Here is a 17,797-nt window from a genome sequence, read left to right on the forward strand (position 1 = left end):
GATCCCCGCCTGATGCGCCCACTTGTAGCACGTGATCCTCACCAACCCGAGCTCTTTCGCGACCTTCGACACGTTGCCAGCTTCAGCTGGCGGAAGAACTCGGCCTTTTCCTCCGCTGTGTACGACCGGCTCTTCGCCCGCGGAGTGGAGATATTCGCCTCGCGCCGCCACCGATAGCACGCGTCCACGCTCACACCGAGTTCGGCAGCAACAGCACGAATCGTACCCCCACGATCCAACCGCCGAAAAAACTCTTCCCGCGCCTTCGCCTTGTACTGCACATTCTCTAAACCCCTCGGTCGACCGACCCTCGCCCAATACACCTCCGCTGACGTCGAGCGGTGGGCAACCCGAAACGGCGCCACGTTGTCGTGTGGTGCCACCGGGGTCTGCTGGGACAACGCAGCCGCTGAATCGTTTTTCGCAACGTTGAAGAACGAGATGTACTGCCGAACAGTGTTCCCGACCAGAGCCGAAGCGCGAACCCGCTGTCGTGGAGCACATCGAGGTGTACTACAACCGGAAACGGCTGCACTCAACCCTCGGCTGCCTCACGCCCCTAGAGGCCCACCGGGCAGCCAAACAGAACTACACCGACGAGACCCACGCGGCGTAACAACCACAAAACCCAGGTCCAAGAAACTTGACACTGCCCAGTATTGAGAAACTCCACCACTCAGCGGGACGTGACCAAAGCGTTGCTGAAAACGGACTGTTTCGGAGGATGCCGGAAAGCATGGTGGAGGGGAGGGCGTTTAGCTTGTTGCCGTGGCCAGGTGCGATCGAACCTGAACGGCGGTGGCCTTCGGGTTCTGGGGTTGCGGAAGTGCCTGCAACGCGAATGAATTGATGGCGCCCGGCCGGAAGATGAGGCACTCTGTGGATCCGCCGAACTGGAAGTAACCCAGCTCGGCGCCCTTCGCCAGATGGGCCCCCGGCGTTACCGCGCCGTCGAGGATGCAGGAGGACACCTCGATCATTCCGACGGCGACAACGGCCACGAGTCCGATGGCGGGGTTGTCCGCCTGGATGAGGATGATCGCGCGCGCTGAGACGTGTGCCAGGTAGCTTTCCGAGTTCTGCGGCTCGACTGCGTCCGCGCCTTCAGAGTCCGCTTCCGAAAAGTACGTTCCGGGTTCGACGAACGCCCGCACAACAGTGCCAGCGACAGGGCTATGCCACCGGTGGTAGTTCAACGCGCTAAGGAACGCCTGGTATACGGTGCCGCCGACGAAGTCATCGACGGCGGGATCGTTTGCGAGAATGTCCGCCAATGAGTACGGCTGGCTTTTTATCCAAAAACGATCTCGCCGTTGCACCCCCGTACTGATCCGGTACGGGGTCGATTCGCACGAGCTGACGATGACAGAGTCGTCGTCAGCTTCGGCGACAGGGCGGGAGACATCGGTGAGGCGACGGGTGAAGAAGTCGTTCCACGACGCGAACCCCCAATACTCGTCGGCCGGGTCGTGCTGGTAGTCGCCGATCCCGACGGCACGGACCGCCGCATCGCTCTTCCAGCCCTGCGGAGAATTGGTGATGACGTACCGGGAGGCCGGACTGCTGAGGAACTCGCCCCAGGCCTGAAGGACCTTCCGGAACATGTCGTTGATCCGGGGGTCACGGTACGCCGCAAATCCTGCCGGGGTGCCCATGGTCCAGTCCAGGATCGCGGTCAGCGGGGTCGTGACCATGCCCCCGTCACTGAACTCCGGAGCCGTCGTCAACACTTCATCGATCAGCAGAAGCAGCTGGTCGACGCTTTTCAGGTGACGTGTCCGGTATTTGCTGTTCCGCGGAACTTGGTCGATCATCTCCGTGAGATACAGGCGCACCACCGGATCGGAGTCGATCAGCGCCTGAAACTCGGTGATGACCGGGTGCAGCGGCGCCCCGTCCCGGCGGGCATCCACTCGCGCCTGATGGCCTTCCAGCCAGGTCTCGAGGTCATCCTGGTTCGAGGGAAGCCACCCGTTCCGGCGCTTGTGATCAGACGGGAACGAAGCAGCAGAAGAGGTCATGGTTCGACACTACTCACGTTACGAACACCCAACCCAGCGGCGGCCCAGTCGTCCCAGCCGGATCCAGACTGCCGCAGCCCAGTTCCTGAAAGGCGTGCCTCATCGGGGCCTCAGCTGGCTCCCGGCGGACGAGATCCAGATCGATTCAGGGTGGTCGTTGTAGCCGGCGCGCACATCTTCAGCGGTCCATGGCTTCGCGACCCGGTGGATCTGGGTCGAGAATCCGAGTTTCACGACGACATCGGCGACCGTGAACGTGAACGTGATCAGGATCATGGCCGTGATCGTTCCGCTAGCACCGATCAACGGTATGAAATAGGCCACCGGGTAGATGAACCACCCGCCAAGGAGTGTGATCGCCGCTCGTTTCAGCAGAGCGTGTGATTCCGGGGTGAGCGTCGACAGTGAAAGCCTGACCGCGCGGACCAGCACGACACTTGCGACAACCCAGGAGACAGCGCTGATTTACGCCCAGATGATGAACTCGGCGGCGTTGGTTCCATCGTCTATAACCATGGAACCAAGGAATCCGCAGAAGACCATCGCGAACGATGCAAAGACGGCGACTGCTTGATCGCGTCGGGCCTGCCGCCCACCGACAGCGCAGACGGCGAGGAGCTCGATGCAGAGCAGCGGAACGCTAACGCTCCACTCCATGTATCGTGCGGCGAAGATGTTGACGGCGTTGTCGTTCGGTGTCCAGACGACGCCGTCATGGTCGTAACTGGTCAGGAACGTGACAAGGATCAGGAGGTGGGAACCGAACGCGACCGCAAGCATCGCGAGCCGCGCGGTGACCGCAGAACGATACCGTGACCCGATTTCGTTGCGGGTGACAGCTGTGCGGATCAGCCCGGCCAGGAACGCGAGAGCTGCGACGACCAGGACGTAGAAGACTAGCTGGCGTTCGGCTTGGGTGAGTGTTGCGCCCCAGGCGACACTAACGCAGTTGTTGCGCAATGCGATCCTTCGTTCCGGGCTCAGCGGTGAAGTACATACCGCCGCCGCTGTTGGCTGATTCCATCAGAACATCGATCCATGCCCGGTTCAGTGCGGGCGCACGGCTACCGAAGAACCGGTAGTAAGCCCGAAGCACGATCGAGCATGGCGGTGTTCGCGTCGGATGTTGTCCGCTGTGAGTAACTCGTCCACTTTTTTGAAAGCGCGTCGATCTTCGACCAAGTAGCTCCGAAGTTTTCAAGGTGCGAATTCAACGTCGTAAACTCCCTTCATGTATTCCGAAGGCGCTGAACCGCAAAAACGCCGGATCAAGCCCGGGTCACAAAGTGCGTTGAAGGCTTTCAATCAGCGGAGCGTCACTCAACGGCTCCTCGGCAGCGCCTCACTTACTCAGGCCGAACTGTCGCGGGCGACCGGCCTGTCTACGGCCAGCATTTCGAACATCGTGCGGGCATTGGTGCAGGATGGCATCGCTGAAACGTCGCCGACAATCAGCTCCGGCCGTCGAGCTCTTCTCGTGCGTCTCTCAAACAACGGAGCGGTTTCCGTCGGCATCGACTTCGGCCGAAGTCACGTTCGGATTGTCATCGTCACTCTCGACTATCGGATCGTGGCCGAACAGACCCTTTCCCTCGAAATCCGTTATAGCGCCCTGCATGCCCTCTCGTTGGCAGCCGAGCGACTCGATGCCATGCTCTGCGAGTTTCACATCCCACGCACGGCGGTGCTCGGCGTGGGTGTCGGGATCCCGGGCCCGATCAACCTGCGGTCGCAGACCGTCATTCACGGTAACGTGCTTCCCGAATGGATCGGTGTGTCGGTCTCCGATATTGAAAACCATATGAGATTTCCCGTGGTCATCGACAACGATGCGAATCTCGGTGCACTGTGCGAAGTAACGTGGGGACCGCACAGTTCGACCGAGAATCTCATTTTTATCAAGGTTGGTACAGGTATTGGCGCCGGCTTGATTATCAATGGCAGGCAGTTCAAGGGTGCTCTGGGCCTCAGCGGTGAGGTCGGTCATATTCCGACAAGCGAACACGGGCTACTCTGTCGTTGCGGTAATCGTGGATGCCTGGAGACTGTCGCGTCGACCAGAATCATGATCGAGCGCCTCAGCCTAAGCGAGCACCCGAGCAGCACGACAGCCGACATTGTGAGGCTTGCTCTGGACGGAGACAGCGAGACCCGCCGAGTCGTCGAAGACGCTGGCTTCGCAATCGGGCGGATGGCCGCGATTCTTTCGGATGTTCTCAATCCACACGCGGTCGTTATCGGTGGACCCCTGAGCGCCATGGGCGAGGTGTTCCTCGAGCCCATTCGCCGCGGTTTGAACCAGTATGCGATGCCGCTCATCTCCGAAACCACCACGGTGACCGCTTCGAGCTTCGGCGATCGAGCGGAGGCGCTGGGTGCGGCCGCTCTTGTACTGAGCCAGCAGGACATCCATCCGTTCGTCGTCTGAACCGGCAATTCGGTGTCCTGAGGTTCGTTACCGATTCGATGCGTTCATAACTTGACCGCAACATCTTCTACGCGTAATTTGATCCTGTCGGCCACCAGGTCAACACACTGTTGTGAGGTCAAGGAGTGCATATGGTGCGGCAAGACGATCCGCGGCCGGCGTTCTCGTCCGATCCCATCATTCTTGAAATGCGCTCGATCACGAAAGAGTTCCCTGGTGTCAAGGCACTCTCGGATGTGTCTCTGACTGTGCGGCCGAACGAGATCCATGCGATCTGCGGAGAGAACGGTGCGGGCAAGTCAACTCTCATGAAGGTTCTTTCCGGCGTGTACCCGTACGGCACGTACACCGGCACGATCACTTTCCAGAACGAGGAGTGTCGGTTCAAGGACATCAAGTCCAGCGAGAATGCCGGCATCGTGATCATTCACCAGGAGCTCGCGCTCATCCCGGAGCTGTCCATCACCGAGAACATCTTCCTCGGCAATGAGCCGACCAGGTTCGGCTCCATCGACTGGCCGCAGGCGAAGCGACGCGCGATCGAACTGCTCGCTCGAGTGGGTCTCGAAGACGATCCCGACACTCAGATCAAGAACATCGGGGTGGGCAAGCAGCAGCTCGTCGAGATAGCGAAGGCACTCAACAAGTCGGTGAAGCTGCTCATCCTCGACGAGCCGACGGCCGCGCTGAACGAAACGGACTCACAGCACCTGCTCGACCTGATCCGTGGACTCAAATCCAAAGGTGTCAGCTCAATCATGATCTCGCACAAACTGAACGAGATCGAACAGGTGGCTGACTCGATCACAATCATCCGTGACGGCAAGACCATCGAGACCCTCAACGTGAAGGCCGACGGAGTCAACGAAGACCGGATCATCCGCGGCATGGTGGGGCGCACACTCGAAAACCGCTTCCCAGACCGCCACCCCACGATCGGCGAGGTCTTCTTCGAGGTCAAGAACTGGGTGGTGCAGCATCCGCAAGTCACCGAGCGACTGGTAGTCAAAGACTCCAGCTTCACCGTCCGACGGGGCGAAGTCGTCGGATTCGCCGGGCTGATGGGTGCCGGGCGAACGGAGCTCGCAATGAGCCTCTTCGGGCGCTCATACGGCACCTTCATCTCTGGCCAGGTCTTCAAAGACGGCAAACAGATCCAATTGCGGAACGTGACCGAGGCCATCGACCACGGTCTCGCTTACGTGAGTGAAGACCGCAAAGCGCTCGGGCTGAACCTGCTCGACGACATCAAGCGCTCCATTGTTTCAGCGAAGCTGTCAAAGATCTCCCGCGCCGATGTCGTCAACGACGTCGATGAATACCAGGTCTCTGAGAGCTACCGTCGGAGCCTGCGCATCAAGACACCGACCGTCAACGAAGGAGTCAGCACGTTGTCGGGCGGCAACCAGCAGAAAGTCGTTCTCGCCAAATGGATGTTCACCGACCCCGACCTCCTTATTCTCGACGAGCCCACCCGGGGTATCGACGTGGGTGCAAAGGCCGAGATCTATGGCATCATCCGCGACCTCGCCGCGCAGGGAAAGGGGATCATCATGATCTCCTCTGAACTGCCGGAACTGCTTGGCGTCTCCGATCGTATCTACACGATCTTCGAAGGCACCATTACGAACGACATCCTGGCCTCGCAGGCGGACCCTGAAACCCTGATGCGGAGCATGACATCGACCAAAAGGAAGGTACTGAGCTGATGACCGTCGGGCCGCAAACCACCGAAACGTCTCGTTTCAAGATCACCGATATCAAGAAGGTCTTCGGATCGGGGCAGTCGAATCTGCGTCAATTCGGAATCCTCTTCAGCCTGATCGCGATCATCGCCCTGTTCCAGGTTCTGACGAACGGTCTCACCCTGTCGCCCGGTAACCTGATCAACCTCGTGAGCCAGTACGCCTACATCCTGATTCTCGCGATCGGCATGGTGATGGTCATCATCGCCGGCCACATCGACCTCTCCGTCGGATCGGTCGCCGCGTTCGTGGGCATCGTGGTGGCATCGGCGATGGCGGACTGGGGCCTGCCTTGGCCACTCGGCATCGTTCTCGGCCTCGTCGTCGGCGCGGCCATCGGCGCCTGGCAGGGACTGTGGGTTGCCTACGTCGGGGTGCCCGCCTTCATTGTCACCTTGGCTGGCATGCTCATCTTCCGCGGCGGCAACCAGCTGATCGGCAACGCCAACACTATTGCCGTTCCGGAGGGCTTCACCTCCATCGGTGCCGGTTACCTGCCAGAGGTCGGCCCGAACACGGGGTACAACAACCTGACCCTTTTGGTCGGCCTAGCGCTCTCCCTCGCCGTAATCATCTCGGAATGGCGTTCGCGTCGCACCCAACGCAGCATGGGATCCGTGCCTGCCCCGGTCTGGGTCAGTCTCGTCAAGGTCATCGTCCTCGTTTTCGTCATCGGTTACGCCGCAGTGCTCTTCGCCAGCGGCCGAGTCGGAACCAGCCTGCCGATCTCGGGCATCATCCTCGGTGTGCTTGTGCTGATCTACGCTTTCATCACCCGAAACACCATCTTCGGTCGCCACATCTACGCGGTCGGTGGCAACAAACACGCCGCCGAGCTCTCCGGCGTGAATTCCCGGCGGGTGAACTTCCTGGTGATGATGAACATGTCGATCCTTGCAGCTCTCGCGGGAATGATCTTCGTCGCCCGCTCGCAGGCCTCCGGCCCGCAAGACGGTCTCGGTTGGGAACTCGATGCCATTGCAGCCGTGTTCATCGGTGGCGCAGCGGTCTCGGGCGGTATCGGCACGGTCGCTGGATCCATCATCGGTGGACTTGTTATGGCAGTGCTGAACAATGGCCTTCAGTTGCTCGGCGTCGGATCCGACCGCGTGCAAATCATCAAGGGCCTCGTTCTTCTTATTGCCGTCGGCCTCGATGTCTGGAACAAGACACAGGGTCGTCCGTCCATTTCGGGCCTCCTGACAAGGCGGTTCGGTAGTACCAAGCCGGCTGCGCCGGTGCAGTTCGAAGCCCCCCAGATCGAGACCATCTCCGAAGCGCCCGAGAAAGTCTTGCCGAATGGCGGGACACCTGATTCCGCCCGTCCGGGGGCCGTCACCCGCAACTGACGGGGCCGTGGCCTCGATGCCGCAGCCCGATCCGGCCAAAGCTGTTCTACCCCGCAATCACGTATTCGCAATTGCACCTCACAGAGAAAGAAAGAGATCAATGATGAAAAAAGTCCTTCTCGTGACCACAGCACTCGCTGCGGCCACCATGCTCGCCCTGTCGGGCTGTGCCTCCAGTGCGCGCACCGACGCCGGCTCGAGTTCCTCGGCCGCGGGTTTCCCTGCTGATGCGACCATCGGAGTCGCTCTGCCTTCGAAGACCAGTGAGAACTGGGTTCTTGCAGGTGGCCTCTTCACCGACGGCCTCAAATCGGCTGGTTTCACCGGAGACGTCCAATATGCTGGTGCCTCCACCACGGTGAAAGATCAGCAGGACCAGATCTCATCTATGATCACCAAGGGTGCCAAGGTCGTCATCATCGGTGCTGCCGATGGTGGACAGTTGGCGACCCAGGCGAAAGCTGCGCACGACGCCGGAGCTGTCGTCATCGCCTACGACCGCCTCATCCTGAACACCCCTGACGTGGACTACTACGTTGCCTATGACAACTTCAAGGTGGGCGTGCTGCAGGGCCAGGCCCTGCTCGACGGCATGAAGGCGAAGAACCCGACTGGGCCCTACCACATCGAGCTCTTCTCGGGATCGTCCGATGACGCGAATGCACCTGTGTTCTTCAACGGCGCCATGAGTGTTCTCCAGCCCGAGATCGACAAGGGAACCGTCATTGTGACCTCGGGTCAGACTGACATCAAGCAGACCGCGACCGCAGGCTGGAAGGCTGAGAACGCACAGAGCCGCATGGACTCGCTGCTGACCAGCACGTACGGAGCAACCCCCCTCGACGGCGTTCTCTCGCCCAACGACACTCTTGCCCGGGCGATTATCACCTCAGTGAAGGCAGCCGGCAAGCCGCTTCCGATCGTCACCGGCCAAGACTCCGAAGTCGAGTCCGTCAAGTCGATCATGGCCGGGGAGCAGTACTCGACCATCAACAAGGACACCCGCGCGCTCGTCGCCCAGGCGATCAAAATGGCCCAAGAACTACAGAAGGGCGGCACACCCGAAACGAACGACACCAAGTCGTACAACAACGGAGTGAAGATCGTTCCCGCCTACCTCTTGGCGCCGATCATCGTGACGAAGGCGACCGCGGCGGAGGCCTACGCCAACGACCCGACACTCGAGCCACTCACCAAGTAACACCGCAAAAGGAGATGGCCTGCCCCAGTGGGCAGGCCATCTCCTTTTCGCGTCCGGGCGCCCCATCAATAGTTGACGAACTACCTCTCGGGGGATCGTGTCCGTGTCCTTAGCGCCGGCGGCAGACCCCTCAATCACGCGATGGACATCCCTGAGCATGTGCTCTCCGTCAGGCTGGTCACCCTCGTTTGAGGGCAGGGTGTCTGTGTCAGCGTTAGTTGGCCCCGGAACGACGGCCGAAGTTGGCCCCACGCGCAACTCGCCGGGGTTCTTGTGAATGTTCCCTTGCCCAGACCCGCATGCGCCGCGATATGGGCGACTGTGGCATCGAGGTTGTTCTCGGCGAACTCCTCTTCCGCAGCCGCCAGTAGGACGTGCTGATTTCGATGAGTCGGCGGAGAACTTTCTCTCTTGCCACGATGGCCGTTGGGAGCGTTCCTCCCAGATGAAACCGAATCGCCGCTGCGGAACAATCCCTAGGAAACCTGTCGTATCGTTTCGAACTGACATAGGCACTCCGGGTATGGCGCTTGGTGTAAGGGATCATCTCCAAGACGACGCGATCAACGGGCATTGACGGGCAGTCCGGGTGAGAGGACCGGCTCACTCTGAACGTCTCGCACCGGCGATGTCTCGTCGAGTTAGTTTGATTGGGTGGTTTGCCTGTGGATGAGCTGGAACTCTGGGATGATTTCATCCTCTTCGGGCCCGTTGCCTGCGATTCGCGCGATGAGGCGTTCGACGGCGGTTCGTGCGATGAATGCTTTGTCCGGACAGATCGTGCTGAGTGTTGGGACGGTGAAGCGGGACTCTTCGATGTCATCCCAACCGATCAGTGCGACGCGGGCGGGGATGGAGATGCCTCGATCGGTGAGCGCTCTGATCGCTCCAATGGCGAGCAGATCGTTGAAGCAAAAGACAGCATCAATTTCCGTGCCACGGTCGAGGGCGTCTCTGATGGCGGCGTAGCCGGCCCGGCGTCCCCATTCCGCTGTGGGCAGCTGGAGTTGAGAGGTGGTGAGCCCTGCGCCCTGCATAGCTTCGGTGTAACCCTGCAGCCGGCGGGAGGCGGGGCCGAGACCGTTCGATTCGGGCAGCACTCCGAGAGCGGCAATATTTGTGCGGCCTGATGAGATAAGAAACTCGACTGCTGTTCGAGCCGCAGCGACGTTGTCGACGGAGAGATGCAGGAAGGGCCCGGGATCGATTCTCTCCCCGAGCAGAAGGGTCGGGATCGTCTGGTCATGGGTTTCGAGATCAGCGGCAGTGAGGGCCACTGGGCTCAGGATGAGGCCGTCGATCACGGCCGAACTGTATCCGTGGAGGACGGCCAGTTCACGCTCGCGGGTGCCCCCGGTCTGATCGATGAGCAGGGTCATCCCGTGCAACTCGGCGTGTTGCTGGATCTGGTCGGCGAGTTCGGCGAAGTACGGGGCCGCGATCTCGGGAACGGCAAGCGCGATCAGTCCGCTGCGGCCGCTTCTGAGGTTCCGGGCTGCGACATTGGGCCGGTACTTCAGCTGTTTGATGGCTTTCTGCACGCGTGCCCGCGTCTCGGGTTTGACGTGCACGTACTCGTTCACCACGTTGGATACAGTTCTTTGGGATACGCCGGCGAGTTGAGCGACATCGTGCATGCTGGCGGGCATCGTATTCCTTGTAACTGGTGCGTGATCCGCGATGGTCAGGCAGGCGTGCGCTGGGCTGACACGTGGTTTAGTCAGCGTAGCTGAAGAGCGGTAGTCGACGTGAGTGATCCCGGCCGTCGTTCCAACGGCCGGGATCACCAGTTCATTCGAGGGATTACTGGTTGAGAGCCGAGGTGATGTTCGCCTGTCCGGATTTCAACGCGTCGGAAGGAGAAGATCCCTGGAACCAGTTCGACTCGATCGCGTTTACGAGCGCTTTCGAGACGGCGGGCCAGTTCGCGATGTGGGGAATCGGTCGCGCAATTGTCAGTCCTGTGTCGGCGTAGTTCGCGCGCTGGGGTGCGGCCTTATAGGTGTCGCTATTGAGTACTGATGTGCGGGCTGAGATGTGTCCGGTGCCGAGCGCCCAGTCTTGGTCGTGAGCGTAGAGGAAGGTGATGAATTCCAGCGCCGCGCGGTACTTCACCGGGTCGGCCTGGGGCTGTACGGGAATAGTCCACGTATGAGAGTCGGCCCAGACCGCGGGGGTTCCGAAGAGGGTCGGGAAGTTGGCCGCCTTGTACGTGAATGGTGCGGTGGTGCGGTACTGGTCGACGACCCATGTGCCGTTGACGAGCATCGCGGTGTCGCCGCCGAGGAACGACTGCTGGGCGGCATCGTACGTCTGGTTACCGTCTGCGTACCCCTCGGCGAAGACCTTGTTCATGAAGTCGAGCGCGGTGGTTCCCTGCGGTGAGTCGATGGCTCCGGCGGTAGCGTCAGCGTTCAGGATGTCGCCGCCGCCCTGCTGGAGGAGACTCTCAAAGACGTGCACGCCGAGCTGGTCGCCTGAGCGCGCCACACCCATGAAGTTCTTGCCCGTCTTCTCCTTCATGGTCTTCGCGTCTGCGAGGAATTCGTCAGCGGTCGTGGGCATGACGGGGTTGCCTGCGGCGTCGATGAGCCCTGCTTGCTTCCACAGGTCGACGTTCAGGTGCGCCAGCGCGGCGTGCACATCGAAGGGCACGGCATAGTCGGTGCCGTCGTAACCGATGGCGGTCTTCGCGGCGGGTACGGCGTCGCTGAGGTCGATGTCGGTGATCTTGGCAAGGCCGTCGGTTGGCAATAGCAGCCCGCGGCTTGCGTAATCTACGAGGCTCGAGCCGTGCATGATTGCGACGTCCGGGGGTGTGCCGCCGGCGAATGCCGAATTCAGGGTGTCGTAGTAGGAGTCCCAGGATGCTCCGCCGAGTCTTGTCACCTTGATGCCCCACTTGTTCTCGGCGTTGAACTTGTTGGTGAGCGCCGTGATCGTGGCGCACTCACCGACGGTCGTGCTTACGTTCGTGCTGTCCCCGACCGTGTCGGAGCAGTCGCCGAAGAACCGGGCGAGGCTGATCGAGGCGCCTTGGAGCTGGGCGTCGGTGACCGCAGAGATCGCGGCATCTGTCGAATCCGCGCCCGCTGCTGATCCGTCGCTGCTTGCTGATGAGCTGCAGCCACTGAACGCGAGAGCTGTAATGACCGGTATGGCCGCGGTGAGAGCGATTCTTCGGTGAATCTTTCGCATGGGATATCTCCTTTGGTGTGGGTGGTGTCTGTGTTACTTGGTGCGGATGAAAAGAGGTGCGGACGGTGGGGAAGCGCGTGGGCTGCAGCGAGGGATAGGCGAGACGGTCCGGCGCCTATTTCTCGCCGCTACCAAGGGTGATTCCGCGGATGAGTTGGCGTTGGAAGAGCAGGAAGACGACAAGGAGGGGGAGGCTGCCGACGAGCCCTCTGGCCATGAGGTCGCCGAGATTGGTGGTGGCAGCGAAGTTCGACTGAAGCGAGGCGAGTCCAGTCGTGACGGTGAACCATTCCGTCTTGGTCGAGATGACGAGAGGCCAGAGGTAATCATTCCAGGTCAGCACGAAGGTGAATATGGCCAGGGACGCCATCGCGGGGCGAGCCAGCGGCAGCATGATCGAAACGAAGATGCGCCACCGGGTGGCTCCGTCGATACGCGCGGCTTCTTCCATCTCGGCCGGTACCTTGCTAAAGAACTGGGTCATGATAAACACGCCGAGCGGTGCAGCCAATCGCGGAAGGATTAGCGCGTCGTAGGTGTTTTGCTGCCCGGTGCCCGAGAAGAGAAGGAAGAGTGGGATGAACATCCCTTCGCGAGGCACCATCAGGCCGGCGATCACGACGACGAACAGAGCGCGCCTGCCGGGGAAGTCGATGCGGGCGAAGGCGTAACCGGCCATGGCGCAGAAGACCACCGTAAGGGCGGTGGTGACAGTGGTCACCACGAAACTGTTCAGGAACCAGCGAAGCAGATCGCCCGCGTTGAAGACGTTGAAGAGGTTATCGAGGGTGAGCGCGGTCGGGAGCAGACTGGTTGATGACGTCTGCAGGACGTCGTTAGGGGTGAGAGCGAGGGAAATCATCCAGAGTAGAGGCAGGAACCAGGTTCCGGCAGCGATGATCAAGAATGCGTGATAACGCACCGATCGCGCTCGCTTCGGCGGCTGGCCGTCTTTAGACGGAATCGGGCGCGAAGGAACGGCAGTGTCCGGGGCGACGGCTGACGGGGCGACGGTGACCATTAGGCGTCCTTTGCGATGAGGCGGAACTGGATTGCCGAAACGGCAGCCATAACGACGAACAAAAAGACTGACAGAGCCGAGGCGTAACCGAGCTGGTAGTTCTTGAAGCCCGCTTCGTAGATGTGCTGGATCAACACTTCCGTCGACGTTCCTGGCCCGCCCTTGGTCATGATGTACACCTGCCCGAAGACTTGGAACGACGCGATGACCTGGGTGATGATGACCAGAACAAAAACGTGTGACAGCCCCGGAATCGTGACGTGCTGGAATTTTTTCCAGTACCCCGCCCCGTCGAGCGAGGCGGCTTCATACAGGCTCGGTTCGACATCCTGTAGACCCGCCAGGAAGAGCACAAGGTTGAACCCGACCGACCACCAGACCGTCGTGACAATGATCGAGGGCATCGCCAAGTTGGGGTCCGAGAGGAACGGGATGCCGCTCAGGCCGAACCAGTTGAGAAATCCCGCGATCAGTCCTCGATCGGGGTTCAACATGTAACTCCAGATCAGCGTCACTGCCGACACCGGCAGCACGTACGGAAGAAAGAAGATCGCGCGGTAGAACCCCCCAGCCTTTCGCTTGTTGTTCAGCAGCAGGGCCAGGCCCAGGCCAAGACCGACGAGTAGGGGTGTGGAGACAAGAGTGAAGACGAGGGTGTTCTGAAGTGATGTCCAGAAGTTGGCGTCATTCCAGGCACCGTCGGGTCCCGGGTGGAAACCGAGAACGAATGCGATGCCGAGACCTACAACCGCGACAGCGACAGCGCCGGCCCGTCGACGTCCGGCACGAAGAAAGAGCGAGCGGGCTATCAGCAAGGTGATGGTGATGATGATCAGTTGCGCGACCCAGGCGTGGCCCGGGCTCCATTGGATGTCGGTGCCCCAGAGCATGTGGGTGTAATTGTCTAGGCCGATGAACTTCGGCTTCGCACCCAAGAGGTCCCATTTGAATCCACTGATGATGACCGACTGCACGACCGGGTAAAGCAAGAAGAGCGCATAGACCAGCAAGAATGGTGCGAGAAAAAGCAAGCCGTCCCGGACATCCGTGCGCCGCGAGAGTGTCTGCTTCCGGCGCGGAGAGGCCGTGACGGGCCTCCGGAGTACAGTGTCACTGCTGGTCATCATTGATTCATTTCTACGTAGCAATTTGGTGAGCTAGTTGTAAGTTATCCATCTGGGCGCATGGTGTCAAGAGCCGTATCTGCTACGACGCAAAGCGTTGTGGCATGGGGTCGCCTGGTTTTGAGATTGACTTTACTACGCAGCAAATCTCGTGCATCATGACACACATGTCAGCACACACGCACTCACCGTTGAGCCACTCCGCCGGGACACATCCTCGGCCACAGTTGACCAGAAATGATTGGTATTCCCTGTCGGGAGAGTGGGAGTTCGCATATGACGCCGAGCGGTCGGAGAGTCTTGCCGCTGCGGTGCAGAGCGTGGTGTTCGACCAGGTCATCACCGTGCCATTCGCACCAGAGACCGAGGCATCGGGCATCAACGAAAAAGGTTTCCATCCGGTCGTCTGGTACCGCAGGGAGCTCACAGCGGCTGACGTGCAGAAGGCCGGCTATCCCGGGCAGGGCGAAAAGGTGCTCATTCACTTCGGCGCCGTCGACTATCGCGCCGACGTCTGGCTGAACGGTGCATACCTCGGCCACCACGAGGGCGGATCCACCCCGTTCACGTTCGACATCACTGATGTCCTCCGTCCCGGCACGCCAACGATCCTCATCGTGCGCGCCGAAGACGACCCCCGCGACGTAGAGCAGCCGCGCGGCAAACAGGACTGGCGCGAGGAGCCGCACGGCATCTGGTACCACCGCACCACCGGTATTTGGCAACCGGTGTGGCTGGAGGCGGTTCCCGCGACGTACATCACCGACGCGACGTGGAGCACCGACCTGTCCGAATCGACCGTTAGCCTCGCTCTCGAGTTGGATGCACGGCCCACAGATCCGGTCATAGTCACTGTCGAACTGTCCCACGACGGGAAGGTTCTTGCTCAAAGTCGCTTCCGTCAGGATGCAGCACGCGGCAGGACGATCCTGGTGTTGCCGGGCCAAGAGAACGGCCAGGAGTACGGCTCGCTGCTATGGACGCCCGAGACGCCGCGGCTGATCGACGCTCGCATCACCGTGGAAACCGCACACTCAATCACAGCTGCATCTACCATCGACGCCGTAGACTCCTACCTCGGCCTTCGGGATGTTGGCTGGCGCGAAGGTCACTTCCTCCTCAACGACCGTCCGTACTATCTGCGATCGGTGCTCGACCAGGGCTACTGGCCCGAAAGTCACCTCACCGCTCCCGACGATGATGCCTTCCGGCGTGAAGTGCAACTCATCAAAGATTTGGGGTTCAATGCCGTTCGCGTGCACCAGAAGATCGAGGATCCACGATTTTTCTTCTGGGCCGACCGACTCGGGCTCCTGGCCTGGGCAGAGAACGGGAGCTCCTACCAGTTCTCGACCACCGCCATTGAACGCATGACCGCCGAGTGGGCGGCGGCTATCCGCAGAGACCGTTCACACCCCAGCATCGTCACCTGGGTGCCACTGAACGAAAGTTGGGGAGTACAGCACATCTCCCGCGACCCGGCCCAGCTCGCCTACGCACGAACCCTTTATTTCCTCACAAAGGCGCTCGACCCGTCAAGGCTCGTCGTGGGCAATGACGGCTGGGAGCTCGCAGACACCGACATCTGGGCAATCCACGACTACAGCACGACCCGGGAGGAACTCACCGCGAACTTCTCCGACCGTGCTGTCGTCGAGAAGATGATCGGCGGAATCGGGCCGTTGGGCCGGACAATCGATCTCCTCCGTCAGGGTGCTCAAGACAAACCCGTCATGGTGACGGAGTTCGGTGGAATCGGATTCGCCCCCGGCCAGAGCACCGAGGCCTGGGGCTACGAGACAGCTACCACTTCCGCCGAATTCTCGGCCCTACTCAAGGAACTCTTCGAGGGAATCCAGTCGAGTCCCGTACTCGCCGGGTACTGCTACACCCAGCTCACCGACACCCTCCAAGAAGCCAACGGACTGCTCGACGCGCACCGCCGCCCGAAACTGCCCCTAGCCGAAATCAGGTCGATCGTGCTGGGAGAACATATCTCCACCGCCTCCCATCGCCGCCCGAAGGGACCGATCGAGAAGCCAATGGCAGTGCCACGGATCGTCCCCGAACCTCACGGTGAAGCGCACACTCCCTCACACTCCGCCCCGCTCACCGCCTGATCACCGCCGACAGACAAGAAGACCCCATGACGACTCTCAATTCCGCGACGATCTCCTCGCTGACCAGCATCCCGCATCCCACCTACGACCGGACAAAGATCCGAACAGGAATCGTTCATTTCGGTCTCGGCAACTTCCACCGGGCGCACCAGGCGATGTACATCGACCGTCTCATGAATGACGGCCTCGCGCTCGACTGGGCGATCTGCGGCGTCGGCGTCATGCCGTCCGACGCAGCCATGCGAGACGCCCTAAACTCCCAGTCTGGGCTGTACTCGCTCACCCTGAAGCACCCAGACGGCACACTCGAACCGCGCATCATCGGGGCGATCAAGGAGTACCTCTTCGCACCCGACGACCCCCGCGCCGTGATCGCAAAGCTCGCAGATCCGGCCGTACGGATCGTGTCCCTCACCATCACCGAGGGCGGTTACAACGTCAACCAGGTGACGGGCGACTTCGACCTCGAGAACCCCGCCATCGCCGCCGACCTGAAGCCGAACACCCTTCCGCGAACGGTGTTCGGACTGATTACGGCCGGGCTACATGAACGCCACATGAACGGTATCCCGCCATTCACCGTCATGTCATGCGACAACATCCAGGGCAACGGCGAGGTCGCGCGCAAGAGCATCCTGAGCTACTCGCGCGCCAAAGACGAAGACCTCGCAGCCTGGATCGAAAGTGAAGTGCGCTTCCCGAATTCGATGGTCGACAGGATCACGCCCGTCACCACTGACGGCGATCGCACACTGATCCGGGACACCTTCGAGATCGATGACCTCTGGCCGGTAGTCAGCGAGCCATTCACCCAATGGGTTCTCGAGGACGACTTCGCACTCGGCAGGCCGCCCTTCGAGGAAGTCGGCGTGCAACTGGTCGACGACGTCGAACCCTACGAACTGATGAAGCTCCGCCTGCTGAACGCAAGCCACCAGGCAATGGCCTACTTCGGCTACCTCAGCGGCCACCGCTACGTACACGAAGCCGCCGCAGACCCGCTCGTGCACGAACTGCTGCGCCGCTACATGGACGACGAAGCGACCCCGACGCTCCAACCTGTTCCGGGAATCAACCTCGACGTCTACAAGCGCACCCTACTCGAACGATTCGCGAACCCCGCAGTTCGAGACACGCTCGCCAGACTCTGCGCTGAGTCATCAGACCGCATCCCTAAATGGTTGCTACCCGTCGTACGCGCCAACCTCACAGCGGGCTCTCCCGTCAGACTGTCGGCCGCGATCGTCGCCAGCTGGGCCCGATACGACGAAGGCATAGACGAACAGGGCGAAACAATCAGCATCGTCGACCGGCTCGCAAATCAGCTCACCGCTGCCGCGAAAGCCCAGTCCGAACAACCCCTGGCCTTCCTACAGAACCCCGATCTCTTCGGCGACCTCGCAGCCAACGAGCAATTCACCGACCCATATCTCTCCTTGCTGACCACACTCAAAACGAAAGGAGCGCAACACGCCCTTGCTGACCTCCTGAGCTGAACCGTCCCGAGGCGCGGTCGGTGAGGTTGGCGACGGCTTCGCTTGATTCGACATCGGCCGCTAGCGATGCCTCATGAACGGCACACTTTCCGCC

The 17,797-nt window shown here is 60.8% G+C and carries 15 protein-coding genes and 2 pseudogenes; 8 read left to right on the plus strand and 9 right to left on the minus strand.

The window, feature by feature from the left end; all coding sequences use genetic code 11:
• Positions 1 to 38: 38 nt before the first annotated feature.
• Positions 39 to 383, minus strand: a complete 345-nt coding sequence (locus B7R22_RS20340) for a helix-turn-helix domain-containing protein (protein WP_367379205.1) — start codon at positions 381 to 383, stop codon at positions 39 to 41.
• Between B7R22_RS20340 and B7R22_RS20470 the strand changes: the two are divergent.
• Together B7R22_RS20470 and B7R22_RS20475 are read left to right on the plus strand one after the other, a co-directional pair.
• Positions 367 to 480: pseudogene (locus B7R22_RS20470) on the plus strand (hypothetical protein); the annotation flags it as partial. The gene B7R22_RS20340 and the pseudogene B7R22_RS20470 overlap by 17 nt on opposite strands.
• A gap of 13 nt (positions 481 to 493) precedes the next feature.
• Positions 494 to 616, plus strand: a complete 123-nt coding sequence (locus tag B7R22_RS20475) for a hypothetical protein (RefSeq protein ID WP_437184156.1) — start codon at positions 494 to 496, stop codon at positions 614 to 616.
• Positions 617 to 755: 139 nt separating this feature from the next.
• Here the strand turns inward: B7R22_RS20475 and B7R22_RS16820 are convergent, their stop codons facing one another.
• The 3 genes and pseudogenes from B7R22_RS16820 to B7R22_RS20480 form a co-directional block, all read right to left on the minus strand.
• Positions 756 to 2,021, minus strand: coding sequence for a phosphatidylserine decarboxylase family protein (locus B7R22_RS16820; protein ID WP_116412853.1), 1,266 nt, complete (start codon positions 2,019 to 2,021; stop codon positions 756 to 758).
• A 99-nt stretch (positions 2,022 to 2,120) separates the two neighbouring features.
• Positions 2,121 to 2,981 (minus strand): annotated as a pseudogene (locus B7R22_RS20345) (bacteriorhodopsin).
• Positions 2,962 to 3,117: a DUF7882 family protein gene (locus B7R22_RS20480; RefSeq protein WP_437184155.1), complete on the minus strand. Its 156-nt coding sequence runs from the start codon at positions 3,115 to 3,117 to the stop codon at positions 2,962 to 2,964. Before B7R22_RS20480 ends, B7R22_RS20345 begins: the two are co-directional and overlap by 20 nt.
• A gap of 135 nt (positions 3,118 to 3,252) precedes the next feature.
• Between B7R22_RS20480 and B7R22_RS16835 the strand changes: the two genes are divergently transcribed.
• The 4 genes from B7R22_RS16835 to B7R22_RS16850 all read left to right on the plus strand — a co-directional run bounded on the left by B7R22_RS16835 (position 3,253) and on the right by B7R22_RS16850 (position 8,744).
• Entirely contained in the window at positions 3,253 to 4,449 is a 1,197-nt protein-coding gene (locus B7R22_RS16835; protein ID WP_116412856.1) for an ROK family transcriptional regulator, read from the plus strand.
• Positions 4,450 to 4,580: 131 nt separating this feature from the next.
• Positions 4,581 to 6,158: a multiple monosaccharide ABC transporter ATP-binding protein gene (gene mmsA / locus B7R22_RS16840; RefSeq protein WP_116412857.1), complete on the plus strand. Its 1,578-nt coding sequence runs from the start codon at positions 4,581 to 4,583 to the stop codon at positions 6,156 to 6,158.
• Positions 6,158 to 7,543 (plus strand): multiple monosaccharide ABC transporter permease, encoded by a 1,386-nt coding sequence (gene mmsB / locus B7R22_RS16845; RefSeq protein WP_172582518.1) that lies wholly within the window; start codon positions 6,158 to 6,160, stop codon positions 7,541 to 7,543. The genes mmsA and mmsB overlap by 1 nt, the downstream gene beginning before the upstream one ends.
• Before the next feature lie 103 nt (positions 7,544 to 7,646).
• Complete coding sequence (locus B7R22_RS16850) at positions 7,647 to 8,744, plus strand: substrate-binding domain-containing protein (RefSeq protein ID WP_116413001.1); 1,098 nt, start codon at positions 7,647 to 7,649, stop codon at positions 8,742 to 8,744.
• A gap of 134 nt (positions 8,745 to 8,878) precedes the next feature.
• Here B7R22_RS16850 and B7R22_RS20350 read toward each other — a convergent pair whose 3' ends face one another.
• From B7R22_RS20350 to B7R22_RS16875, 5 genes are all read right to left on the minus strand, one after another.
• Positions 8,879 to 9,217, minus strand: coding sequence for a TetR family transcriptional regulator (locus B7R22_RS20350; protein WP_116412858.1), 339 nt, complete (start codon positions 9,215 to 9,217; stop codon positions 8,879 to 8,881).
• A 168-nt stretch (positions 9,218 to 9,385) separates the two neighbouring features.
• Positions 9,386 to 10,393 (minus strand): LacI family DNA-binding transcriptional regulator, encoded by a 1,008-nt coding sequence (locus tag B7R22_RS16860; RefSeq protein WP_116412859.1) that lies wholly within the window; start codon positions 10,391 to 10,393, stop codon positions 9,386 to 9,388.
• A 154-nt stretch (positions 10,394 to 10,547) separates the two neighbouring features.
• Positions 10,548 to 11,942, minus strand: a complete 1,395-nt coding sequence (locus B7R22_RS16865) for an extracellular solute-binding protein (protein ID WP_116412860.1) — start codon at positions 11,940 to 11,942, stop codon at positions 10,548 to 10,550.
• Positions 11,943 to 12,057: 115 nt separating this feature from the next.
• A complete protein-coding gene (locus B7R22_RS16870; RefSeq protein ID WP_116412861.1) occupies positions 12,058 to 12,963 on the minus strand; it encodes a carbohydrate ABC transporter permease in 906 nt (301 codons plus the stop codon).
• Complete coding sequence (locus tag B7R22_RS16875; protein WP_216363505.1) at positions 12,963 to 13,952, minus strand: carbohydrate ABC transporter permease; 990 nt, start codon at positions 13,950 to 13,952, stop codon at positions 12,963 to 12,965. The genes B7R22_RS16870 and B7R22_RS16875 overlap by 1 nt, the downstream gene beginning before the upstream one ends.
• 362 nt (positions 13,953 to 14,314) lie before the next feature.
• Here B7R22_RS16875 and B7R22_RS16880 point away from each other — a divergent pair, with 362 nt between their 5' ends.
• Both B7R22_RS16880 and B7R22_RS16885 read left to right on the plus strand, forming a co-directional pair.
• On the plus strand, positions 14,315 to 16,207 hold the full coding sequence (locus B7R22_RS16880) for a glycoside hydrolase family 2 protein (RefSeq protein WP_367379206.1): 1,893 nt from the start codon (positions 14,315 to 14,317) through the stop codon (positions 16,205 to 16,207).
• A gap of 26 nt (positions 16,208 to 16,233) precedes the next feature.
• Positions 16,234 to 17,703, plus strand: coding sequence for a mannitol dehydrogenase family protein (locus B7R22_RS16885; RefSeq protein ID WP_116412863.1), 1,470 nt, complete (start codon positions 16,234 to 16,236; stop codon positions 17,701 to 17,703).
• Positions 17,704 to 17,797: the final 94 nt, after the last annotated feature.

Origin of the sequence: Subtercola boreus (assembly GCF_003399635.1) — a bacterium.
Lineage (GTDB): Bacteria > Actinomycetota > Actinomycetes > Actinomycetales > Microbacteriaceae > Subtercola > Subtercola boreus_B.